Origin of the sequence: Peptoniphilus asaccharolyticus DSM 20463 (assembly GCF_900176115.1) — a bacterium.
GTDB classification, from domain to species: Bacteria; Bacillota; Clostridia; order Tissierellales; family Peptoniphilaceae; genus Peptoniphilus; species Peptoniphilus asaccharolyticus.
Window position 1 is genome coordinate 40990 of record NZ_FWWR01000009.1, and the last position, 25187, is coordinate 66176.

Below are 25187 nucleotides of genomic sequence, written 5' to 3' on the forward strand. Positions count from 1 at the left end.
GTATAATATATCACAAGAATAATTCGAAAAAGGATGTGAGATTTTTGGCAAATAAGAACTATACAAAGCAAATCATTAATGACTACTGTGTTTTAGATACAGAAACAACAGGATTATCTTCGTACTATGATGAAGTTATAGAAATTGGGATACTAAAGATAAGAGATAATGAAATCGTAGATAGATATTCTCAATTAATAAAGCCAGAGTATGAGATTGATCCATTTATTACGGATTTAACAGGTATAACAAATGAGATGGTAAAAGATATGCCATCTATAGATTTTGTGATGAATGATGTAATATCTTTTATTGGAGATGATGTAATAATTGGCCATAATACATCTTTTGACATAAGGTTTTTAAATGCTGGCTTTAACATTGAGTTAGGTAACCAATATATGGATACTATGCAATTTGCAAGAAAACTTTTCCCAGAATTAAAACATCATAGGCTTTCAGATTTGACAGCATATTTGGGTCTTTCGAATAATGAACACCGTTCTATAGCAGACTGTATTGCTACAAAAGAATTATACGACTCAATAAAAGATACTATGAAAAAAAGAGGTGTAGAAATACAAGACTTATGGGTTAAGTCTGCTCATGGTGGAAAAGGTATAGATATCAAATCAATTCAACCAACTGAGGTTGAAATAGATGAGGACAATTTTTTCTATAATCGACATGTTGTATTTACTGGTAAATTAGAAAAAATGGTTAGACAGGATGCAATGCAAATTGTTGTTAATTTGGGAGGCATACTAGATAACAGTGTTACAAAATCCACCAACTATCTAATACTCGGGAATAATGATTATAATGCAATTCTAAAAGGAGAAAAATCATCTAAGCATAAAAAAGCTGAAAAATTAAAATTGGATGGCCAGGATATAGAAATCATTGATGAATTTACATTTTATGATTTGCTTGAAAATTGATGTTTTTTTACTTAATAAATTCACTTTGGGCGGTAGCGATACCGTCTTTTTCTATGCCCAAATATAAAAAGTTTCAGAGTATATAGGGATAGTTTCAGAGTTCAAAGGAAAAGTTTAATTGTATCAAAGACGGTAAGATACTAGATCCTGCTGATGGGTTTCATGTCATAATAGTGATAGAGGCAAATAGTTATGTAAATACAAGGAGTTCAAGACTTCTACCAAAGTTTAAAACTCAAAAAATAAATAGTTGGTGTGCTGCTTAGAGTATCTATTTTAATAATGGATATTGTAAATAGCATACCAATAAAACTAAGGATTCTTTAAAGAGTCTTATTTTGTGATGAAAATTTAATATGTAAATCTCAGACGATAGAAAGCAATAATTCTGTCGTTTTTTATTTCAAAGAAAGGAGGCAGGAATGAATTTTGATTTTTTTTATAATAGGCAATCTGAAATGTATAACTTCATTAGGTTACCTATGGTATTAATGGAAGATGAGATTTTTGAGAGCATTTCTATTGAAGCAAAAGTTTTGTATTCATATATGCTTAATCGAATGGGTCTGTCATATAAAAATGGCTGGATAGATGATGATGGAAAAGTCTTTATTTATTACATAATTGAAAGTATAAAAGATCAATTTAATTGTGCGAGTGAAAAAGCAAATAAATTAATAGCTGAACTTGATATTAAATCAGGAATAGGACTGATTGAAAAGAAAAGACAAGACAAGGACTGGGAAAGCCTAATAGAATTTATGTTAAAGACTTTATGAGCATATTTAATAATATGGAATTAAAAAATCAAGAAGTTCGAAAAACAAAATTCCAGAAGTTCGATAATCGAAATTCAAGAGATTCGAATATCGAAAGTCAAGATTTCCGAAAATCGGAAGGTAACTATAACAATATTAGAAATAATGAGTTAAGAAATAATGATTTTAATAAAGGGCAAAAACCTTATGGAATATATAAAAACATATTTTTGACTGATGAAGAATACAAGGACTTAACAAATGAGTTAGGAAGTAGAATTAGTGAATACATTGATAGGTTGTCGTCTTATATGAAAGCAAATAACAGAGTTTATCAAGATCACAAGGCAACAATAATTAATTGGTATCTTAATGATCAGGCAAAAAATATTAATGAAAAATCAACAAGAAAAATGAATTACGATATAGGAGAGAGTTTATGAAAATCTTAAAAGATTTTGTATTAAGAGAAAGTGATGTTGAAAGAAATGGACATATATGCTAGAATTAAAAATTAATAATTGTTATCATTTGTAATCTTAAATATATAGGAGGAGGATTGAAAGAAAAAAAACCAGAGACCCTGCCATAGATGAGGAAAGCATCCGGGCAATAGACCACCATAAGCTGGCCATTAAAGCAGAAGCCGTTTATCAGTAAGCTAAAGTGATGGGGAAGACATGGATATCGAATATGATAGGAAGAAAAGCAAATGAATTTAAGGGAAAAGTAGCAATACTACATAACTTTAAAGACATTGTAATTATTCAGACCAAGGTGGAATAGTTATAGGATTTAAAAAATTAATAAAAATAAGGAGGATTTTATGAAAAATTTTAAAAGATGCATAGTCTTTACTTTATTATTTACTATTATTTTTAGTAATTTCATTGAGGTTTATGCTGCTGCAAGCAATAAAACTTACGAAGAAAAAATTAGTAAAGAGATAATAAGTGTAAAGGATGATGAATTTGTTGATGTAATTGTCAAACTAAAAAAGGAGATAGATTCTGAAAAGATTAAGACAGAAGTAAAAAAATCAAATCCAAATATAAATAAAGATCAATTACAAAAACAAATAAGAAAAGAGATTGTAGATGAGTCAGTATCACTAGCTGAAAATAGTCAAAAGTCAATTTTGAAATATTTAGACAAAAATAAAAAAGAAGGTTCAGTTAAGTCATACGAATCATTTTTTATAGTAAATTGTGTAAACATAGTTGCTAAAAAATCTATAGTTATAGAACTAGCCAAAAGGCAAGATGTAGAAGAAATAATAGAGAATAAGCAAATAAAAATAGAAAGGCCTGAAAAGAATTTTCCAGAAGCAAGGGAGGCAAGCTTAGATAACACATCTAAGCATGTGCCATGGAATTTAAAGGCAATTGGAGCAGATAAAGCTCAAGAGCTTACAAAGGACTCTAGCAATGAGGTTGTTGTTGGAATAATTGATTCAGGAGTAGACTCTTCCCATCCTGCTATTTCAAAAAATTATAGGGGAAATGATTCAAATCTTTCTGCATGTTCTTGGTATAACACAATTAATAAAAAAAATGGAGCTGAAGAAAAACCATTTGATAATAGGGGACATGGAACACACGTGTGTGGAACAATTTTAGGTTCAAAAGAAGGAAGTCTTTTGGGAGTTGCTCCAAAAACAAAATGGATAGCAGTAAAAGTTTTTGATGAAAATGGAGAAACTGATAATACAAAATTACTTGCAGCAGGTGAATGGATTCTTGCACCTACTGATGCAAATGGAAAAAAACATCCTGAACTTGCACCAAGAATTGTAAATAACTCTTGGGGAGGCAATTCTAGTGATGGTTTTTATCAAGATATGGTAAAAAAATGGAGAGATGCAGGGATATTTCCTATATTTTCAGCAGGTAATGTTAGTGAATCCAATAATGGTGGAGACAATTCAATTGGAACACCGGGTTCATATCCAGAAGCCTATGCAGTTGGTGCTATTAGAAAAGATGAAAAGGTAGCTAAATTCTCGCTAAGAGGAAAATCTGATTATACAGATAAGTGGAAACCTGATATTGTTGCACCTGGTGTAAATATCTTATCATCTGTTCCAGGCAATAGGTATGAATTATATACAGGCACATCTATGGCAAGCCCTCATGTTTCAGGCGTTGTAGCTCTAATGCTACAAGCTAACAAAGATTTGAGTGTGGAGCAAATTGAAAAAATTTTAAACGAAACAGCAAGTCCTTTAAAAGATGAGTACTATGTTGACAGTCCAAACCATGGCTATGGCTATGGAAAAGTAGATGCCTATAATGCAGTTGAACTTTCAATGGGTCAGGCTAAAGGCAAAGAAGTAAATAATGATAAGATGGGAAACTTTTCGGGAAGACTTCTAGCAAGGGGAGAAGACAATGAAAAACCTAGCCTAGACCATAAAGCTATTAGCGCAGTTTATACCATATATAAAACTAGCTTTGATGCGAATGTAAAAGATAATACTGGGATAGACTCTGTAAAGCTATTCTTAGATTGTGGAAAAGGTTTTGAAGAACATGAAATGAAACTAAAACGAGGAACTAGACTTGATGGATACTATAATGTCGATATACCTGTTTCAACTTTTAATGGAGTTTCATCAGGGAGCTACTATATTGAATGTTCAGATATAAATGGCTCAGTAACTAAAACAAAAGAATACAATTTCGTTGTAAAAGATGGTGTCAACATAGGATATGTTCAAGATTTTGAAACAGATATTTCCGGATTTGAATTTGGAGGAGAATCAAGTCTTTGGAAATGGGGAAAAATAAAATCAGACGAGCCAGACAATAAACTTATAGGAACTGGTCCATATTCAGATAATTTGAAAAAGGATACAATAGCAGTAATGCCACCAATTGATCTTAGCAAAACAGATAAAGATGCAGTTCTTAGTTTTAGACATTGGTACGATCTTGGAAATTCAAACTATGCTTTCTTTGACCAAGCTGAAGTTTGGATTGCAGAAGTTGATGCTAACAGTAGTGCTGATAACTTAGATTGGAAACCAAAAAGAACTTATAGAAATTCATCAAAGGATAAATGGGTCGATGAGTTTATAGATCTTTCAGAGTATAAAGGTAAGAAAATTTGCTTAATGTTTGGACTTAGGGCAAATGGAAATTGGAAGACTAAAGGACAAGGCTGGTATATAGACGATATAAAAATTAAAGAAGCAGTAAAAGAAATACCTGAAAAACCAAATAAATATTTAAATTTAAAAAGCCAAAAAAATGGTAGATACAATTTTAGTTTTTCTCCAGTTGATAATGATAAAATAACAGCTTATGAACTATATAGGTCAAACAAGCCGGAAGGACCTTTTGAATGTGTAAAGACAGTTAAAAAAGGAGATAGCAGTGGAGGTTTTGGGAAATGGTCAATAACCTTATCTGATATACCAATTCCTCAAAAGGGTAGCTACTATTATTATGCAGTATCAAAAATAGGAAAAAATTCAAGTGAACCTTCTGAAATTCAATCAATAACATTTACTGAAGGGAAAGAAATTTTAAGCTATGATTTTGAAAACGGAAAACAAGGATGGACTAGTGTTAGTGATTCAGGAGAATTAGCTTGGGATTTTGGCGAGCTAGAGTATGGGGATAAATTTAATGCTAACTTTAAGAAGCCGACAGAAAGTCAATCTTTAGGGAAAAACCCTGGTATGAATATGTGGGCTACTAATATGAATGATCACAGGCTACCTAAGTCAAAATATAGTTTGATTTCACCTACAATGGATTTATCCGGACTAAGTGATGCAAAACTTTATTACCAAAATTGGTTTGGATCTTCTGGTAAAAGATACTCTGATGATTACGATAGTTATAACCAGGATTTAGGAGAAATATATATTTCTAAAGATGATGGAAATAAATGGGAAAAGATATACACACTTGATGAAAAAATGTTGGATAAGAAAGGCAATAGACACACTTGGTTTACTGATGGTGTAGAAATTCCTAATGAATATTTAACAGATAAAATTAAAATAAAATTTTTACTTGATACTGGTGATGATAAGGGAGGATCTAGTCCTGAACAATGTGGTGGCTGGTACATTGACGATATAAGTATAAATACAAATCTTAATAAGAACACAGGAAATAGCCTACAAACAGAAAATGTATTTGAAAACAAGAGTCCTTTCAAACTTCAAAATATGACAAGGGCTTCTGAAAATAGTTCTAGCAACGATGGAATTTTACCATTAGTTGGGAAAATAACAATAAAAGAAACAGGTGTATCAGTAACATCAGAAGCAGGAACAGGTAAATTTTCAATCAAACATCCTGTTGGTTCATATACAGCAATAGCAGAAGCAGAAGGATATGCAAGTAAGGAAATACCAGTAACTATTACAAATAATTTTGAATTAAAAGATATTTATCTTGATAAGGCACAAGAAACTACATTAAAAGTGAAAGTTTCAGATGAAAAATCAAATCCTGTTAATGCAAATGTAAAAATTTATAAACAAGATGACCTAGAAATATTAAAAGAAGAAAATGGGTCAGCTATAAGCTTGGATAAGATTCTTCCAGGTAAATATAATATCGCTGTAAGTGCAGATGGATATAAAACTTACAGAGAAGAGATTACAATTTCAGACAGCAAGGAAATTGAAATTAAGCTAGAAAAAATTAATTTTCAAGAGGAAAAAAATGTTGGATACACAAAAGAAAAGGCATCAGAACTTGCAGGACAGGATGAAAAGAATGTAACTTTTGCAAACAAGATATCAAACAACAAAGATGTACAAGTTGAAGAAGTAACTTACTATATTACAAAGACTAAAGAAGCAGATTTACAAAACAGTAGTTACAGAATTTCAATCTATGACAAAAATGACATAGATGGTCTACCTGGAAAGATTCTTTATTCTAAAGATTTGACCTTTGAACAAGAAGGATGGAATAGCTTAAAAATTTCAAACGTCCAAGTTGATGGAGAATTTTATATAGCATTTACAAAACTATCAGGAGAACTTGCCTTCGGAATAGACAATAAAACATCAGATATAGATTCTGTAAAGATGTTTAATAATGCCTGGATTGAACCACAAACACAAGGTAGCTACATGATAGGAGCAAAACTAAGAGAAATCGAAGATACGCAAAAAGTAGCTATTGACGAAGCAACAAAACTTGTAGAAACAGCAGAAAAATTACAAACTGAAGAAGCTTATACAGCAGCTAAGGAAAAAGTAGAAGCGCTAAAGGAGAGTGAATCAAAGAGTGATTTACAAAAACGTTTAGAAGAAATAGACAAATATATCCAAGCTGACAAAGCAATAGATGCACTTGAAGGAAAAAATATTTCAGATATAACAAAGGCTGAATTAGATAATGCTGAAGCTTTAGTTAACGCTGTAAAAGATGAATGGAAAACAGATTTAACAGTTCGTCTAACTTCATTAAAAGACAAAAAAGCCGAAGATGACAGAAGAAAAGAAGAAGCAGCTAAATCCTTGGCTGATGCAAAGGAAGAAGCTGTAAATAAAATCAAAGGGCTTGATAAATTAAGTCAAGATGAAAAAAATGCTTATAAGGCTAGTATTGATGGTGCTGAAAATAAAGATGCTGTAGATGCAATAGTTCTAAAAGCTCAAAAGGATAATGCAAAGAAAATTATTGCTAGTCTAAATAAGCTTAAAGAACATGAAGTAACAAAAGCAAATAGCGATATAGATAGCGCAGCAGATGAAAATGCAATAAACGAAATAGTTAAAACAGCACAAAATACACAAACTGAAAGACAAAGCTTAGATGAACACAAGGATCAAGTAAGAGGCAAACTAGATAATCTAAACAATCTAACAGCCGAAGAAAAAGGAATCTATAACAAAAAAATAGATGAAGCAACTACAAAAGAAGCAGCAGATGCTGTAGTTCTTGATGCACAAAAAGACAACGCTCAAAAAGAAATCAATAAGATGAATCTCTTAAAGCCAGATGAAGTAACTAAGGCTAAGGAAGATATTCAAAATGCAGCAGATGAAGCAAGGGTAAAAGAAATAGTAGATGCAGCACAAAAACTTCAAAAAGATAGACAAGCACTAGAAGACTATAAGAATCAAGAGAAAGCTAAAGTCGATGCACTTGATAAATTAACCGACGAAGAAAAAACAGAATCTAAAACCAAGATAGACGAAGCGACAACTAAAGATGCTGTAGATGCAATAGTTCTAGAAGCACAAAAGGATAATGCTAAAAAGAAAGTAGAAGAGTTAACAAAACTTAACGAAGAAGAAAAAGCAGAAGCATTAAGAGCGATAGAAGAAGCTACAAACGAAGAAAGTTTAGACAAAGCTATTAAAAATGCAGAAGCTTCCAACGTAAGTATTGATGAACTTAAAGCACAAGCAAAAGATAAGCTAAATAATCTTAATAAACTAAGCAAAGAAGAAAAAGCTGCTATCACTAAGAAAATAGACGATGCGACTTCAAAGGCAAACGTAATTGACATAATTACAAAAGCAGAAAAAGAAAATAACAATAAAGCTCCTGAAGAAACTGGAAGAGAACAATATCCATGGGTATCACCATATAATTACAACCCATTCTGGTCACTACAATTTTATACACCAGCAAAAACTGAAAGCAAGCCAGCTACAGAAATAAAGATAGATTCTAAACTAGTTATCGGTTCAAAAAATCTTGTGGTTACAATAAATGGTGTTCAAAAAGAAGTGGTAATGGATGTAGAACCATTTATATCAAACAATAGAACCATGCTCCCTATTAGATTCGTAGCAGAAGCATTAGGATTTAAGGTGGAATGGGATGTTTCAACTAGAACAGTAATCTTAACAGATAAAGACACAGTAGTTAAAATACCAGTGGATACAAATAAAATAATTGTAAATGGCACAGTCTTCGAAAGTGATGTAAAACCAATCCTTAAAAACGATAGGACAATGATTCCAATTGCAAACATTGCAAGAGCACTAGGACTAGTAGATGGCAAGGACATCATCTGGAATGGGGATACAAAAGAAGTAATAATTAAAAGAGATATCTTAAAATAATCCTGGAAGAAAGGCAGGAAAAATATTTAGGCACATGGGGACAAGGGCTCCAACCCAGAAGGAAGTATTATCAGAGTTGGACCAGTCTCCATGATTGCCCATTGGCGGCAAATAATTTTCTGGAAATGAAAGCCCTTTAAAGAAGAAAAAAGAGTAAAAAGTTAAAACTTTACAGAAAATGGATGCAGTAAGTGTGTCCATTTTTTTGTATAATAATGAGACAAAGACAAATTATAAGCATTGGACTTATAGTAAAGGAGCTGTTAAAAATGAGTGATAAGACCAATAAAAAATTTTGGGATAAATTCGCCAAGCTGTATGCTTTTTTTATGAAGAAGGATAAAGGTTTTTATGATAAAATTTGCGGATACATAAACCCCTATTTGAGTAAGGATATGAATGTACTTGAACTTGCTTGTGGTTCAGGGCAACTATCCTTTAACCTTTCAAAATATACGAAAAGTTGGATTGCAACAGATTTTTCTGAACAAATGATTTTGGAAGCAAGAAAGCATGGAGGATACGAGAACCTTGTCTTTGAAATAGCTGATGCTACATCATTAAATTTTGTAGATGGAGAATTTGATTGTGTGGTCATTGCTCATGCACTTCATATAATGCCAAATCCTGATAAGGCAATGATAGAAATATACAGAGTATTAAAACCGAATGGTATTTTGTTCGCTCCCACTTTTTTATGGAAAGAGGGAAAACAAAGTAAATTCAAAAAACGACTGATGTATATTGTAGGGTTTAAGATGTATAAAGAATGGGATAAAAAGCAATTTGAAGATTTTACCCATGAATATGGATTTTCAGTAGCTGAAATGAAATTGGTAAATGGAGGTCTTGCACCGGTTGGTGTGCTGATTGCCTATAAAAAATAATATTAATTTTAGGATTCTTTCTTAAGAGGAAGGAGGAAAAATTTTGATTTTAACATTATTGCTTGCCATGGTGATGATGGTTGGATTGGTTTTGTTACTATGGGGTACGTGTCAGATTTCTTGTTAGTGTAATAATTTCTCAGAAAATATGAATCTAAACTTGTAGAAAAATTAGTGGGGTGATTTTAGTGAGATATAAAGGTATGTATTTTAATTTAATGAGTTTATTCTTGAAAAGACCAATGGTTAGAAAATTTGGCAAGAATAAAACTATGAAAAGTTTAAAAAGGGCGCGTGGTCTATATAAACAAATGATTGAAAAGACCGAAGATATTGGTGCGAACAACCCTATGTCAGGTAATATTTACTTAGGATATGTATTTATGGCTGTATGTAGAGCGGGAAATTTTAAGGTAGATGATTTTAAAGAAGTAATTGTTGAATTCTTGAACAATAAATTAATCAACAAAGCTATAAGTAATTTTGATTTAAATAATCCTAAAGATATGGAAAAATTTACCGGACAAATGTATAAAATGAGAGAATGGGCAGATAAACATCCAGAATATAAGAATAATACATGGGATTTTAATTTTGATAAAAATCTTCATAGGGACGGTTTTTATTATCATTTTACAAGGTGTCCTATGGAAAAATTTGCTAGAGAAAATGATTATCTTGATTTATTACCTTTGTGCTGTGATGTTGACCACATTGTATTTGAAAAGAGAAAAGCAGTGCTTCATAGAAAACAGACATTAGCATCTGGGGGAGAAATATGTGATTACTGGATTGTTGGAGATAAGGCTAAGGACCCAATGTGAAAAATTAGGGTTATATGAAGGGGGTTGATTTTATGGATTTACTTCAAGCAGTTCTCGACGGAATTGCTATAGCAGCTATTTTTAATGGTACAGTGGCTTCTTTTGTGCTTATTAATCCAAGATTCTTTTTTGATTCTTATCCTAAAGCCATTCAGAAGGCTGCACTTGAACCAATGACAAAGCGAGAAAAAAAGATAAATACGATACTTACCATCATTATTGTTGGGACTTGTTTTGTTTATTCGGCGATAAGTCTTTTACATTCGGGAGTTGTTGGCTTTTGGAATTTATTTTGGATGGGATACATTCAGTGGAGTATATTGAATGCAGGAGATTTTTTGTTGTTAGACTGTCTCTTGTTTCAAGGAAAATATAAAGAAAAGATAGTTATTCCGGGAACAGAGGGACACAAAGATTATGAGTTTAATAATTGGATGAAACATTTGGCGATTTGGGAACATTTCCTGCTTGTACCATTTTTGCTAATACCAATCATATCAGCAATTCAAGCTTTGTTTGTTGGCTTTTTAGGAAGATAAATTTGAAGGTAAGGTGGAACAAAATGGTGGTAGCGGTTGAAACAGTAATTTTATGTATTGTATTTTTCTTACTTTGCTATATCGGAACTGGTACAGACGAGAAGAATTTAAAAAGTTATTCTTCATATCCGGATGAAGTGCAGGCTCAGATAAATAATATTTCGGAGTATCAAGGGAAGTTCAATAAACATAATAAATTTATTACGTTTATATTCAACCTATTATTATTTTCAGTAATTCTGTTTTTCTTGGGTCTCTTTATCAAAGAAGATAACTTCTTTAATAATTTTTTGTACTTAAGTATTATGGGGCAGGGGTTGAATATTTTCGATTTGTTAGTCATAGACCTTTTGTGGTGGCGAAATACAAAGCGTATCCGCTTGAGTAAAATACCAGACAAGAAACTTTATCAAAATCCGAAAAAACATATAGAAGCATTTGTTAGAGGTTTCGTAATGTATTTGCTAATTGCTGTAATAGACGGCTACATTTTGACGCTTTTATAGAGATATAGGTAAATATTTGTTTGTGTAACTTATAACTTAATAAAACTAACACAGGAACAGTAAATCAAAAAAGGTTTACTGTTTTTATTTGTCTAAAATGAAAAAAGGAGAACAAAAATTAAAAAGGAAGAAACATTACAGGAAGTACAGGAACATATTTTTGAACTTCAAGAGGAAATGGGAAGGTGTGATGTAAAGCTGAAGCAATTGCAAAATCAAGGTAAAAAACTAGAAAAACTTGCAAATGAAAGAGAACGAAAAAGAAGAAATCATAGGCTCATACAAAGAGGATTGATAGTAGAAAGAGTGGTTGAAAATCCTCTTATGTTTACCAATGAGGATATAGAAAAGTTGCTTATGATTGCTACTTGCACAGAAGAATATCATAGAGCTTATGAAGAAATAATAAGTGCAAAAGATACAGAAGATGAAACAGATATTGAGTATACAGAATCTAAATTTGAAAAATTAATAGCAACAATTCGTTCAAGAGAAATATCAGCAAATATAATACTTCAAGCACAATCTCAATTAAAGGCAATCTACAAGGATAATGCAGATACAATAGTTGGTAACTGTGACTCAACACTCTTTCTAGGAGGAAAAGAAAAAACAACAGTAAAAGAATTATCAGAAACTTTAGGAAAAGAAACCATAGACCTATATAACGCATCAGAAACAAGATCAAACCAAAAATCTTTTGCTCTAAATTACCAAAAGACTGGTAAGGAACTGATGAGCCAAGATGAAATAACTGTAATGGATTTTGGAAAGTTTAAAAGGGATAAAAGAAGTAATCAACTTCTCCATGGAAAAGGAGAGAATGAAAGAGTTAAACAAACTCACCAAGGACTTAAACAGATCCTCCAAAAAGCTTTCTCGCAACATGGGAAATAACTTTGCAACCTCATCCACAATAATATTAATAGCAAATATAGTATTTATAATAATAGGAGCCAAATTATACAGCCAAAACCAAGTTAACTTTTAAAACTTAATATTTCCAATAGCAATATTTATCTCCTCCTTCGGCCCCGCATCGGCACTGGCATCTCTTGGCAACAACTTAGTCATTACCTTTACTTGCGGCAAGAGAGTAAAGGTAATACTAAGAGAAGAATAGAAGAGGAAGTTTTAAATAAAGTAGCGAGAGAAATCATCCACGTAAAAAACCTTAGAGAAACAATAAAGTTATATGCATCTCATATTAACGAAATCAATAAGCTGAAAAAGAAAGTAAGAAATGATGAGCTGCTGCAAGTTTACTCCAAAGTCTTCAGTGAGATTAATCTCACAATATACAAGGTCAGTGAAAACAATAAAAATTCTTTTGTAGAAAACTCCATGGCCATGATGGGCTTTGACAAAGAAGTAGAAATAATAAGAAAAGAAGATGCCTATCTTTGTCTCAAAACCAAAATGATTGAGAAAGTACAAATTGCCTATGGGAATAATAAAATTTTGGAACAATTTAGGCGAAGGAATTTTACAAACTTCTGCGAATTTAAGTATCAAAACTAAAATAGGTTTTTATGATCACGTAGAAAGAGAAAATTTTGTATTTTCCGTTAACCTACATTAAAATTAAAAATTAAATCAAAAAACTTATTGATAACAGTTATAAATTAGATGAAATAGAGGTTGCACAAAAACCATGTCAAAAATTAAATTAAAAAATAAAAAAAAGTTAATGTGAGTTAACTTTTTTTAATTGTGAAAAACAATGCAAAAAACACTAATAAGCTATATTATTTTGATATGTGCTATCAATTAAGTGGAGGAGGTATCCAAAATTAAAAAGAAACTTTTACTATACATACTTTTATTGTTAATTCTAATACCCGGCAGGAACTACTGTGCGGAAAGTAATTTAAACACGAATAAGGACAACTTAATAAACTTGGAGGACGGCTACTACAAGATCCCCGTCAAGTTGTGGCACGCATACGAAGAGAAGGAAAGCATGGGCAACAAAGCCATGGTTCAAGTAGCTGAATTAGAAGTCAAAGACAAAGAGGGATATTTATACACAGGCTCAGGAAAAATGGAGTACATGGGCATCACAGCGTCTCTTATCAACATATACTTTCAAAAGGAAGACGGCAATTATTATCCCGCAGAACCAGGCGACTTTGAAATGGAAATACCTAAAGAACACGATAAACGTCCATGTGTATTTAAAACGAAGCTGATTAACATGGATGAGATGTTAAATGTATATGTAGATCCTAAGGTTGAGCCCATGGGAGATGAACCCATAAGAGCAAGGGTAAAGCTTGATTATAACTCTATTGAAAAAATAGACAAGGACGAAGCGGACCTCATTAAAAAATTTGAAACAGGGCCTAAGAAGCCTGAATTTGACAAGGGCGTTTCCGGAGAAGCGGAGAATAAAAATTTAATCGTAAATTATGAGGCGGAAACTTTTCAAGAAGAATTTTCTTTCTACGGCAACAAACTCACAGGCAAAAATGCAGAAAAGTATTCACAAGACTTTGACAAACTTGATCAAGTAAATGTATTTAAAATCGAATTTTTAGGACCCTTAAATGAAATAACTGAAGAAGACAAAAACATTCAGGACAAGAGAAAGAGAATTATTCCTCAAAAGGAAATGGAGCTTAGACTTCCCCTTTTAAAACTCAAAGAAGAAGAAGACAACTTAACTCTCTATGACTATACAGAGGGCGAAAGAAAGAAGATTGACTTCACCTTTGACAAGGAACATGTAAAGACGAAGGTAAAAAACCCCGGTGTCTATGTCTTAGTTAAAAGCGATACATTGACACAAAGACCAGGCGCAGATACACAAAATAGCGGACAGGGAAGTAAAGAAGAAAGAGCAGAGACGTTTTTAAAAACAGTTAAAAAATCTTCTCCAAAACCTGTTGTGAAAAAAACGGCTCAAAAGAAAGTGACAAGTGAAGGCGTAAATAATATACAAACATCGGCACCACAAAGTCAGACACAAAACTCTTTGCAAAAACAATTGGACTTTGCGAAACAACATAAGGAAACGTCAAACTCACAGGAAAAACTTGATGACAGAGCTGTAGAGAGAGAATACAGAGGCGTAATAATTATTACCCTGTTAATTTTTATAAGCCTTAGCATACTTTCAATATGTTTCATAAAGAAAAATTTAAAAGCAATTAGAGATATGAAAGAAGAAATACTTTTTATAGGAGGACTTGGAAAAGATGAAAAATAAAATGAAAGCCATTCTCCTAAGTCTCTTAATAGTTATTTCAATGATAAGTAATGTCTTTGCATATACACAGGAAACAGGAAAGGCAACACCTTACTACGCTCATCCGGTGACAGGAGCTATAGAAGACCCAGGTAACAATCCCGGAATAGGTCAAGGCATGACAGAAAATGTATTGTCACCTCAAGCACTATTAGAGACAACGGACGACGGAAGAATGTTTTTAAGCGTGAGATACAACCTTGCCAACTATATAAAGAACGAAACTTTTGCAGTACAAAATTATGGCGACGAAGACTTTTATTCAGTTGCGGCGGAAATAACAGGCCGGACTGAAGAGACGAGGGACTACAGGTTTGAAATACCGAGCAAAAACATAGTAGTAAGAGCGACGTTTTTCGTGGGGCCCATGGGAAGAGATGTAATTTTTTATTACACAATATCTGACTTTGTAGAGGGAAACACCGACTTTGCAACTCTTAAAAATATCGGCACACCTTCAACAAAAGATAAGAACCAAGGTCTTGTAAATGATGAAGTTGAAGAGAACGGTGATAGTTCACAAGAAATAAACGCACATCAAAGTACAATGCCCAACATGGAAGGACTTACACCTGTAGAGAACAATGTACAAGTAGGACAGATAATCGGACCTGAAGGCGAAGGAAAAAAGATAGAGCAAAAAATTGTAAACTCCAAAATGTCGGCGGGAGACTTGGGATACTCCCACGGACTTCTCACAAAGGACTCCCCGATAATTAAAAAATTATATTATTCGGAAGACAGTAAGGGGGAAAAAAATTCAAAAGAAAAAACAGTGCCCGGCAAGATAACCATGGCTTGCATATACGGCCTTATTGCTTTGGCGGTAGTTATAACTTCAGCCCTTTTAATAACAGTAGCTATGTCCTTTATATACAAAGCTAAGGTTGAAGAGGAATTAAATCAAAAAAGGAGTGATGTCTATGAAGATTAAAAAAATCATAGCGGCGGCACTTGCATTACTTACTCTCACAGCCTGCGTAAATCAAAAGCAAAGCACAAAAGAGCATGAAGGAGAGTTAAGAATAGCGGCAACATCTATGGCGACGGTTTACATAATGGAAAAACTTAACATTGACTTGGTAGCCGTACCCGATTCCGATATAGACAAGATGCCCAAAAGGTATGAGGACGTACCCAAGGTAGGCATGGCAATGACACCTGATATAGAAAAGTTAAAGCAGCTAAATCCCGACTATGTCTTCTCGCCCGTATCTTTAATATCGGACTTGCTTCCGAAATACAAGGCGGCAAATTTGGACTACGGATTTTTAAATCTAAATAACATTGAGGGAATGTATAAGTCAATTGAAGACTTAGGCAATCTTTTGGACAGAAAAAAAGAAGCCAAAGAGCTGATAGATGACTATAAAACATTTATAGAAGATTACAAGGCAAAGCACAGGGACAAAAAAGCACCTAAAGTCTTGGTGCTTATGGGACTTCCCGGATCCTATGTAGTGGCAACTGAAAACTCCTACGCAGGAAGCCTTATTAAATTGGCAGGAGCGGAAAATGTATATGAAGGAACGGACCAACAATTTATCACTATAAACACAGAAGACATGCTTAAGAAGGATCCGGACATGATACTTAGAACCGCCCATGCACTACCCGACGATGTAATGGAAATGTTTAAAAAAGACTTTGCTGAAAACGACATTTGGAAACATTTCAGAGCAGTAAAAGAAAATAAAGTCTATGACCTGGACTATAAAAAGTTCGGCATGAGTGCCAAGTTTAATTACAAAGAAGCACTAAACGACTTGGAAGAACTTTTTTACAACAGCTCATTAAGTGAAAACACAGGAGAAAGCAATGAAAAAAAGTAGAGTTATACTGATCTATTTAATATCAATAATTATATTGCTTGGACTTACGCTCTACTCAGCCAAGACAGGATCAATAGAAATGACCTTCCAAAAACTCATAAGGGGACTCTTTTTCGAATATGATCCGGATGTAGCGACAATTTACGACTTGAGATTTCCACGAATAATAATAGCCGTATTGGCAGGGGCGGCACTTGCCATATCGGGAGTGCTCCTTCAGGCGGTAATGCAAAACCCCTTAACTGACCCCGGGATAATAGGCATATCATCGGCGGCAAGTCTGTCAGCAAGCCTTGTAATGATACTTCTCCCTAAATTTTATTATTTAACACCAGCATTTTCGGTGCTTGGGGGACTATTAGCATATCTTTTAATATACTCCCTGGCGTGGAACGGCGGTTCAAACCCGATAAAGCTAATCTTGGTAGGTGTTGCACTTAATATGACATTAATGGGAGTAAATGAAGCGATTAAATCCATGATGGGCGGCAATCTTACAAATGTGCAGTCAATAATCGAAGGCAATGTTGCACAAAAGACTTGGGAAGATGTAAGGATAATGGCAGTTTACGGAATAATATTTTTGATCATATCCCTATTCACAATAAGAACTGCAAACCTCCTTCAATTAGAAGACCAAACTGCAAAGTCCTTAGGCGTCAATGTAAATAGAGACAGATTTATATTGGCACTCATAGCAATAATTTTAGCATCGGTCTCCACTGCAATAGTAGGAGTAATAGGCTTCTTGGGATTGGTAGTACCACATATAGCAAGAATAATCCTAGGCTCAAACCACAAGAGACTAATACCCTACTCCATGATATTGGGAGCCATTACACTGCTTCTCTCAGACACATTGGGAAGAGTAATAGCCTACCCCTATGAGATAAAACCCTCAGTAGTCATGACAGTAGTAGGAGGAATATTTTTCATAGTCCTTCTAAAAATAGGAGGTAAGAACTATGGAAATTAAACATCTATTCTTCTCCTACGGAAAAAAACCGGTAATAAAAGATTTAAATTTAAAAATAGAAAAAGGAAAAATCACCACACTCTTAGGAGCAAACGGCTGCGGCAAATCAACCCTATTTAAATTAATAACAAGAGTGGAAAAGCCGAAGATGGGACTAATAACATTGGACGGCAAAAACATAAACAACATAGAGCGAAAAGAATTTGCCAAGAAAGTCGCCATAGTAAGACAGAAAAACCAAATTGCAGGGGACATAAGAGTAGAAGAATTAATATCCTACGGAAGAAACCCCTACATAGGTTTTATGCAAAAGCCCACATCGGCGGACAAAAAAGAAGTGGATCAGGCAATAGAAGTCTGCGGCTTGGAAAAAATAAGAAAAGAAAGAGTCAACTCACTGTCGGGAGGCCAGGTTCAAAGAGCGTGGATTGCAATGGCAATAGCACAGGACAGTGAAATACTGCTCTTAGACGAGCCTACAACCTATCTAGACATAAAGTATCAAGTAGAAATTTTAAAACTAGTAAAAGATTTAAATAAAAATCTTGGCAAAACCATCATCATGGTACTTCACGACATCAATCAGTCCATAGAGTACTCGGACACAATAGTGGGCATGATGAACGGGAAAATAGAATTTCAAGGAAAAGCAAAAGAAGTGCTTACTGGAGAAAAAATAAGTAAAATTTACGATACAAAATTAAAAATCATAGATATAGAAGATAGAAAGTATGTATTGGCTGAAGAATAAAGGAGGAATAATGAAAGGAATAATAATTTATTCATCAAAGACAGACAACACAAAGAGAATGGCAAAAAAAATCTATGAAGCCTTAAAAGACAAATATCAAATGGAAATAGAAGACATAAAAGATTCTCCCGACGCAAAAGACTATGACTTCGTTCTCTTGGGAGGATGGATAGACAGAGGAACCTTGGAGGCAAAATCTCTTAAATACTTAGAAAATATAAAAAATAAAAAGTTGGGACTATTTGCAACACTAGGCGCCATGCCCGACTCAGAACACGGGAGAAAAGTCATTAAGAATTTGGAAGGTTTGCTAATAGGAAAAGAATCGCTGGGTCAATACATATGCCCTGGGCTAGTAGACCCAAAGATGATAGAAAAATTAAAAGGAATAAAAGGAGTGATAGTGCCGAAGAAAATTAAAGAAAAAATGATAACAACAAGCCTTAAATCAAGAGAGGCAACAGAAGAAGAACTATTAAAAGCCGCAAACTATTTTGCGGAAAACATAAAACACTTATCAAACTAATAGCTAAAAGTAAGACAAAAATATGAAAGGAGAGTTTAATGAAAAATAAATTTATAAAGGAGAAAAAGATGAAAAATAAATTTTTATCATTGACAATGGCATCACTTATTTTAGTGTCATCATTTCCTGTTAATAATCAGGTTTATGCATCTATGAATACTGCAGTGGATGCAATAACACAAGCAACAGAAAATGATAACAATATACTTAAGGAATTAACTAAGGATGCAGATGCAAAAACAATAATTATAAAGGATAGGAGTTTCACATATAGGTTAAAAGTATTTATAAATAAACATGCAAACTTTGTTGAAGGTATTGTAGATGAAACAGATCTTGAAAATGGAGTTTATGGTTCAGTAGCCATGATTTGGGGACAATTTAAGGGAGAGAATAAGGGCCTTAAAAAATATGGCGGCAAAACTTTTGGTGAAATAAAAGCAATGCCAAAACCAGAGGACATTATTGTCATGGGTGGACAAAGAGATGATATTCCAAAAAAAGTTCACGAGAAAATTCTTGAATTTATTGCAAGAGAAGATACAAAAGAAGGAAAAACAGAAAAAGAAAAGAAAAACGAACTTGCAAAAAACCTTTATAAGTACAGATACAGATATGTTTATAAAGATACAAAAATATGGGATGTAACTACTTTAAGTCAGTTTTTAGAATCTTATGACAAGGCTAGAGCAGTTTTAGAAAAATCTAATCCAAACGATAGCGAAATAAGTGAAAGAATAAAAGACTTAGAAACAAAATATAAGGCAATAAAGGCAGCACCTTTTTCAAACGAAAAATTCAAAGAACTTGAAAGACAAGCAGAAGAAAAAATTAAAAATAAGGACAGCTATACTCTTTCTACAATTACAGAATTACAAAGAGTCTTAGCGGAAGTTAGAAATGATTTTCGTGCTGGTAAAATAAAAAATCTCCTTCAAATGAATAAGGCGGAAGAGAAACTACAAAAAGCCCTTGACCAATTAGTTACTAAAGAAGAATCAAAGAGAAGATTTAATATAAATGGAAAATTGGTTCAATTTGGTAATGAATCTGAAGACTCCATGGCAAATAACTTTATGAATCCTAGTATTTTATTAATTGAAGAATCTAATTCAAATATTTATGAAATAACTTTTGTAAAAAAAGAATATCTTGGAGTATCAAGTGAAGTAGAAAAATTAAAATATAATAGGGACAAAGAAAATTGGCAAGAAGCTAGTTTAATAAGTAATGCAAATAATATTAGAACATTTAGATTAGTGATGAACAAGGCTGATATAGATAGAATTGAACTTAAAACTTTTGCTAAAATGGGGACACCTAAATTGTCGGAACAAGATGTTATTTTGAAACTCGATCAAAGTACAAAAAGACCGGAAGGAAGTCAACTTGAAGAAGGAAACAAGAAAAAATTAAAAGAATTCCTCGACTCTATAAATGAACTAAATAAAGACATTAATGCTGGACTTTATAAGGAACCTGAAAGTTCGCAATTTGCAGGAAAATATGTAGAAGCTACAAAGTTATTAGAAGCTAATCAAGTTACAGATGAGGCAATTGATAGAATGATTAGATCTTTAATGATAATAAAGCAGGAATTGAAATTAAAGATTGTTGATGATTTTGCTAAAAAACTTGAAAACGCTGAAAAAATAACAAATGATAAGGCAAGTAAAGAAAAATACACCGAAACGTCTCTTGCAAAATTAAAAGAAGCTGTGGATGCTGGAAACGCTGTTTGGAGGAAACGATATGACCAAACAAAAGAAGAAATTGCAAGATTAATTAACCTTCTTGATACAGCTATGGCAGAATTAAAGGAAAAGGGTCAAGAAGAGGAAGAAAATTCAACGGAAGAAAAAGTATTTACAGCGCCAGTAGAAATTATGAAAGAATCAGACCCTACACAAAAATCCATGGCAAATAATGCCATAGTTCCCCAAGCAAAAGTAATTTATAGTGGAGACAAGGTAAAAGTAGAATTAACATTTAAGGGATTAACTATAGGCAAAAGTAAGGGTCATTTAACAAACCTGTTTTATTTTGAAAACAACATCTCTCCAAAAGAAAATGGAAATCCAATCGCCGCTAAGATTGAGAAAAAATTTATGGACACAGGAATGGATGGAAAAAAGGAAGAGTTCCCACAAGTATTTAGCTTTACAATTGATAGGAATCTATTTGAAATATCAGACTTCTTATGGTGCAGAGTTTGGGTAGATGTAATGGACGGCTTTAATGGTGGCACACCAGGAGCAGGAGCCCAAGTAGCAAGAATTGTCATTGATAAAACAAATCTGCCAAAAGAAGAACCTTTAAATAAAGAAGAGTTAAAAAATTTAATTGATGAAGCTAAGGCAATAAAACAAGACGATAAGACAGAAGAAGCCTTTACTAAACTACAAGAAGCAATAAAAAAGGCTCAAGAATTAATAGATAAGATTAATTCTAAAGAAGATTTAGAAAATGCAAAAAATGAACTTCAAAAAGCAATTGACGAATTCAAGGCTAGCCCACCAGAAGTAACAGAAGCTAAAAACAAGCCGGAGCTTGAAAAGTTATTAAAAGAACAAGAGTCCCTATACAAAGATGTACTAAATGGTGAGTATAAGGAAGAAGGAAGTAAATTATATTTAGATAAATATAAGGAAGCTATTAAACTATTAGAAGATCCACAAGCAAAAGAAGAAGCGATTGATGATGTAATAAGGTCATTAAAATCAATAAGACAAAACAGATTAGTTCTAAAGATTTTAGACGTTTTCCAAGATTTAATAGCTAAAGCTGAAGAAATAACAAACAAGGGCAACTCTGATAAAAAATATACAGAAGATTCCTTCAACAAGTTAAAAGAAGCTGTTGCTGAAGCTAATAAATATTGGCTTAAGAGGTTTGAGCAACCTAAGGAAAAAATTGAAAGCTTAAACAAAATGTTAAAAGACGGACTTGACGGATTAAAGGAAGTCCCAAAAGTTGTTTTAAAAAGAGAAGCTTTAACAAAAGAAATAGAAACAGCTAAGAAGGTTGAACAAGGCAAGAAGACAGACGAAGCATTTAATGCCCTTAAGGCTGCTATAGCATCAGCAGAAAAAGTATTAAATAGTGCAACAGAACAAACTCAAATAGATGAAGCGGTAACTACATTAAATAGTGCTATAGAAGCTTTTAAATCTAGTCCAGATAAAGAGGCACAATTAAACAAAACAGATCTTGATGCTAAGATAAAGGATGCCGAAAAGATAAGCCAAGGTAAAAAAAGCGAAGCTGCTTTTAAAACTTTAAAGGCTGCTATTGATGCTGCTAAAAATGTTTTAAATAGTGCCAACACTCAAGATCAAATCAACGAAGCTTTGACTAATTTAAATAGTGCAATAGATGCTTTTAATAGAAGCGATGATGTAAATGTTACACCAGGAGCAAGTGAAAAAGTTTACAACATACCTGTTAAGCTTATGCACTCATCTCAAGATAAGGAGTCTATGGGAAATAAAGCTTTAGTATCTCCTGCTAAAGTAAGTATAAATGGCGATGATGTAAGTATTGATTTAACTTTCCAAGGTATTGAAATACCTTTGGGTGCAACTAAATTTTACGGGCATTTGACTAATTTATTTAGTTTTAAGGACAATACTATAAGGGGAGAGGCAATTCAGGCTGAAGTTTTAGAACAAATGGAAGACCAGGGCATGGACGGATCTCAAAAACAATTCCCTAAGGTATTTAGAATTAAACTTACTAAAACTGAGTTTGATAATTTAACTGATAATACTCTTTATGTAAAAGTTTGGGTAGATGCTATGGACGGCATTGCCGGTGGCAAACCCGGTGCAGGGGCACAAAATGCAAGACTTGTATTTGACAAGAACAAGATGACTGAAGCAACTCCCGGCGGAGAAACACCTACGCCGACACCTAATGTGCCAAGTAGGGAAGATGTTGTAGATGCTTTGAGAAGATATGCCAACTTAAGCGGACCTCAATACACTTATCAAAGTAACATGATGTATGTTAACGCATATAATTCTTTAATGAGCCTATTGACTAAACCTAATGTTACGGACATGCAAGTAAAATCTGCCATTGACAATTTAAAAGCTGCTGCGGCAGGACTTACATTAGATACAAGTAAGCCAAATAATTCAGGCAACAACCAAGGCTGGGGTAACAACCAAGGCTGGGGTAACAACCAAGGCTGGGGTAATAACCAAGGCTGGGGTAATAACCGAGACTGGGGTAACAACAACCAAAACAACCAAAACAACGGCCCTGTTACAGTTCAATACGAAGTGCCGGTAGAAGTTCTTCACGGATACCAAAGTGGTTACTCAATGGCAAATGCGGCCATCAATCACACTGCAAGAGTGGAAGAGAGAAACGGACAATTTAGATACAGTGTTAATTTCCATACTATCCAAAGAGAATTCGGCGGCAAGACCTTGACAGGCAACTTAACAAATCTGTTTATCATTGACGGCAGCAAGTACAGAGCGGATCAATCAGGCAACACTTGGTCATGGAACATGAACGGCAAATATGACAGAGTAAGTGTTGCAGTTTGGGTAGATGCTATGGACGAAATAGCTGGTAAAGGTCCAGGAGGAGGAGAGCAAAATGCAATTCTTTCCTTTAACTGGAATGATGCAAGAGAAGTTGGAAGATATGGTGGAAACAATAACCAACAAAATAAACAAAATCAACAAAATCAACAAAATCAAACTCAAAGCTCTAATTATAGTAGCTCATCTAATTCATTTAAAGACATCAGCGGTCACTGGGCTAAGCAAGCTATTGACTATGTAGTTGGTAAGAATTACTTCTTTGGACTTTCAAATACTGAATTTGGTCCAAACAAATCTATAACTAGAGGACAATTTGTAACGGTACTTGGAAGAATGTTAAATGTAAACACATCTGACTACACGATCCAAAACTTTGCAGACGTTGACTCCTCAATGTACTACAGCCCATACATTGCTTGGGCAAATAAAATGGGCATAGTCTCAGGAGTGGGACAAGGAAGATTTGCACCGGACAAAGTCCTTACAAGAGAAGAAATGGCAGTTATAATGAGTAAATTCTTGAAGGTTTCTAATAAGAATCTAAATGCTAAGGGAACTGTTACAAGCTTTAACGACGGAAGCGGTATAGAGTCCTGGGCAAAAGATGCGGTAAGTGAAATGGCAAGACTTGGAGTTGTAAGCGGAATGGGCGACGGCAACTTCGCACCGAAAAAACCATTTACAAGAGCTCAAGTAGCACAAGTGTTATTTAACATTGATCACAATTAGTTATTAAACAGGGACAGTCTAAGGGCTGTCCCCCAAAAGAGGTGTAATATGAAAAAAATATTTTTATCAATAGTATTGGCATTAGTTTTAGTACCATCATTCGTTTTTGCAGCGACAAAATACGAAGTCCCTGTAAAGCTTGAAAAATTTGGGGAACCGGGCAAAGAATCCATGGGAAATGCATCCATCAGACCCACAGCGGAAGTAACGGAAAAAGACGGCAAGTATTCATATAAACTTTACGCAAAAAAGATGGAGTTTATGAACATGGAAGGAGAGCTAATAAAACTATTCATCTATGACAAAGACAAAGACTCTTCAAGAGTAGAGACAAAACAAAGCCCTGTAACAGGTGAGTACAACAAGACCCACGAATTTGAAAGAACAAACCCGAAAGAAGACAAAATATTGGTAGCAGTTTGGGTAGATGCAATGGACGCAATAGCAGGAGGAGGCCCGGGCTCAGGAGAACAAAAAGCATACTTGGTATTTGATTGGGCAAATGCAAAAGGAGTGGAAACCAAAGACGCCGAAGTAGAGAAAGCGGCCACAAGCTCCGAAATAAAAATCGTCGTATCAGGCAAAGAAATAAAACCTGAGACACTGGCATATATAGAAAATGGAAGGACAATGGTGCCTCTAAGATTTATATCTGAAGCCCTTGGCGAAAAAGTAGATTGGAAGGCAGACACGAATACAGTAATCATAGGAGACAATAAAGCCACACTTAAAATAGGCTCCAACGAAATAAGCGCAGCAGGCAAGAAGATAACAATCGACTCACCGGCAGTGATAAAAAACTCAAGAACCTTCGTACCCCTTAGAGCAATTTCAGAAATCTTAGGCGCAAAAGTAGAATGGGACGGAGCAACAAGAACAGTAAGTATAACAAAATAAAAATGTAAATAAAAAAGGCCATGGGTTTTTGATGTGTACCCTTGAAACTGGACACAATATTTAATTAATTAGTTAGTTTAGTGGGGTATGTAAATAATTTTGTGTATCAACCTTAATCCTGATAAAAGGGTAAGGGTTGATACATTTTTTTATGTATCAAT

At 33.7% G+C, this 25187-nt stretch carries 16 protein-coding genes and 2 pseudogenes; all 18 read left to right on the forward strand.

The genetic code is table 11. The features are described from left to right. The first annotated feature begins 35 nt into the window (after nt 1-35). The 18 genes and pseudogenes from B8869_RS00840 (at nt 36) to B8869_RS00925 (ending at nt 25026) form a co-directional block, all read left to right on the forward strand. A complete protein-coding gene (locus B8869_RS00840; protein WP_234989703.1) occupies nt 36-941 on the forward strand; it encodes an exonuclease domain-containing protein in 906 nt (301 codons plus the stop codon). A gap of 422 nt (nt 942-1363) precedes the next feature. Further along, a pseudogene (locus tag B8869_RS00850) lies at nt 1364-2142 on the forward strand (replication initiator protein A). Nucleotides 2143-2525: 383 nt separating this feature from the next. Continuing rightward, nucleotides 2526-8750: a S8 family serine peptidase gene (locus B8869_RS00855; protein WP_084229885.1), complete on the forward strand. Its 6225-nt coding sequence runs from the start codon at nt 2526-2528 to the stop codon at nt 8748-8750. A gap of 269 nt (nt 8751-9019) precedes the next feature. Beyond that, a complete protein-coding gene (locus B8869_RS00860; RefSeq protein WP_084229886.1) occupies nt 9020-9637 on the forward strand; it encodes a class I SAM-dependent methyltransferase in 618 nt (205 codons plus the stop codon). Nucleotides 9638-9825: 188 nt separating this feature from the next. Then, nucleotides 9826-10461, forward strand: a complete 636-nt coding sequence (locus B8869_RS00865) for an L-2-amino-thiazoline-4-carboxylic acid hydrolase (RefSeq protein ID WP_084229887.1) — start codon at nt 9826-9828, stop codon at nt 10459-10461. A 32-nt stretch (nt 10462-10493) separates the two neighbouring features. Then, complete coding sequence (locus tag B8869_RS00870; RefSeq protein WP_084229888.1) at nt 10494-11000, forward strand: hypothetical protein; 507 nt, start codon at nt 10494-10496, stop codon at nt 10998-11000. A gap of 23 nt (nt 11001-11023) precedes the next feature. Next, nucleotides 11024-11506, forward strand: a complete 483-nt coding sequence (locus B8869_RS00875) for an ABC transporter permease (RefSeq protein WP_084229889.1) — start codon at nt 11024-11026, stop codon at nt 11504-11506. Between the two features lie 456 nt (nt 11507-11962). Further along, a pseudogene (locus B8869_RS12365) lies at nt 11963-12280 on the forward strand (TraG/TraD/VirD4 family protein); the annotation flags it as partial. A gap of 49 nt (nt 12281-12329) precedes the next feature. After that, nucleotides 12330-12497, forward strand: a complete 168-nt coding sequence (locus B8869_RS12370) for a hypothetical protein (protein ID WP_234989792.1) — start codon at nt 12330-12332, stop codon at nt 12495-12497. Between the two features lie 92 nt (nt 12498-12589). Then, nucleotides 12590-13027: a hypothetical protein gene (locus tag B8869_RS00885; RefSeq protein ID WP_084229890.1), complete on the forward strand. Its 438-nt coding sequence runs from the start codon at nt 12590-12592 to the stop codon at nt 13025-13027. Nucleotides 13028-13406: 379 nt separating this feature from the next. Beyond that, on the forward strand, nt 13407-14717 hold the full coding sequence (locus tag B8869_RS00890; RefSeq protein WP_234989704.1) for an NEAT domain-containing protein: 1311 nt from the start codon (nt 13407-13409) through the stop codon (nt 14715-14717). Continuing rightward, complete coding sequence (locus B8869_RS00895) at nt 14707-15690, forward strand: heme-binding Shp domain-containing protein (protein WP_084229892.1); 984 nt, start codon at nt 14707-14709, stop codon at nt 15688-15690. Before B8869_RS00890 ends, B8869_RS00895 begins: the two co-directional genes overlap by 11 nt. Next, complete coding sequence (gene isdE, locus B8869_RS00900) at nt 15680-16588, forward strand: heme ABC transporter substrate-binding protein IsdE (RefSeq protein WP_144017917.1); 909 nt, start codon at nt 15680-15682, stop codon at nt 16586-16588. Before B8869_RS00895 ends, isdE begins: the two co-directional genes overlap by 11 nt. After that, entirely contained in the window at nt 16575-17564 is a 990-nt protein-coding gene (locus B8869_RS00905; protein ID WP_084229894.1) for a FecCD family ABC transporter permease, read from the forward strand. Before isdE ends, B8869_RS00905 begins: the two co-directional genes overlap by 14 nt. Beyond that, a complete protein-coding gene (locus B8869_RS00910; RefSeq protein WP_084229895.1) occupies nt 17554-18315 on the forward strand; it encodes an ABC transporter ATP-binding protein in 762 nt (253 codons plus the stop codon). The genes B8869_RS00905 and B8869_RS00910 overlap by 11 nt, the downstream gene beginning before the upstream one ends. A 10-nt stretch (nt 18316-18325) precedes the next feature. Then, entirely contained in the window at nt 18326-18841 is a 516-nt protein-coding gene (locus B8869_RS00915; RefSeq protein WP_084229896.1) for a flavodoxin family protein, read from the forward strand. Between the two features lie 38 nt (nt 18842-18879). Then, on the forward strand, nt 18880-24129 hold the full coding sequence (locus tag B8869_RS11545) for an S-layer homology domain-containing protein (protein WP_159445216.1): 5250 nt from the start codon (nt 18880-18882) through the stop codon (nt 24127-24129). Between the two features lie 48 nt (nt 24130-24177). Beyond that, nucleotides 24178-25026 carry a copper amine oxidase N-terminal domain-containing protein gene (locus B8869_RS00925; RefSeq protein WP_084229897.1) on the forward strand — a complete coding sequence of 283 codons (849 nt, stop codon included), beginning with the start codon at nt 24178-24180 and terminating at the stop codon, nt 25024-25026. The last annotated feature ends 161 nt before the right edge of the window (nt 25027-25187 follow it).

What these genes read in the sequence shown, in the direction of transcription:
- B8869_RS00855 (WP_084229885.1), top strand. Translation starts at nt 2,526, where the DNA reads ATGAAAAATTTTAAAAGATGCATAGTCTTTACTTTATTATTTACTATT.
- B8869_RS00860 (WP_084229886.1), top strand. Translation starts at nt 9,020, where the DNA reads ATGAGTGATAAGACCAATAAAAAATTTTGGGATAAATTCGCCAAGCTG.
- B8869_RS00870 (WP_084229888.1), top strand. Translation starts at nt 10,494, where the DNA reads ATGGATTTACTTCAAGCAGTTCTCGACGGAATTGCTATAGCAGCTATT.
- B8869_RS00875 (WP_084229889.1), top strand. Translation starts at nt 11,024, where the DNA reads ATGGTGGTAGCGGTTGAAACAGTAATTTTATGTATTGTATTTTTCTTA.
- B8869_RS12370 (WP_234989792.1), top strand. Translation starts at nt 12,330, where the DNA reads ATGAAAGAGTTAAACAAACTCACCAAGGACTTAAACAGATCCTCCAAA.
- B8869_RS00895 (WP_084229892.1), top strand. Translation starts at nt 14,707, where the DNA reads ATGAAAAATAAAATGAAAGCCATTCTCCTAAGTCTCTTAATAGTTATT.
- isdE (WP_144017917.1), top strand. Translation starts at nt 15,680, where the DNA reads ATGAAGATTAAAAAAATCATAGCGGCGGCACTTGCATTACTTACTCTC.
- B8869_RS00905 (WP_084229894.1), top strand. Translation starts at nt 16,575, where the DNA reads ATGAAAAAAAGTAGAGTTATACTGATCTATTTAATATCAATAATTATA.
- B8869_RS00910 (WP_084229895.1), top strand. Translation starts at nt 17,554, where the DNA reads ATGGAAATTAAACATCTATTCTTCTCCTACGGAAAAAAACCGGTAATA.
- B8869_RS00915 (WP_084229896.1), top strand. Translation starts at nt 18,326, where the DNA reads ATGAAAGGAATAATAATTTATTCATCAAAGACAGACAACACAAAGAGA.
- B8869_RS11545 (WP_159445216.1), top strand. Translation starts at nt 18,880, where the DNA reads ATGAAAAATAAATTTATAAAGGAGAAAAAGATGAAAAATAAATTTTTA.
- B8869_RS00925 (WP_084229897.1), top strand. Translation starts at nt 24,178, where the DNA reads ATGAAAAAAATATTTTTATCAATAGTATTGGCATTAGTTTTAGTACCA.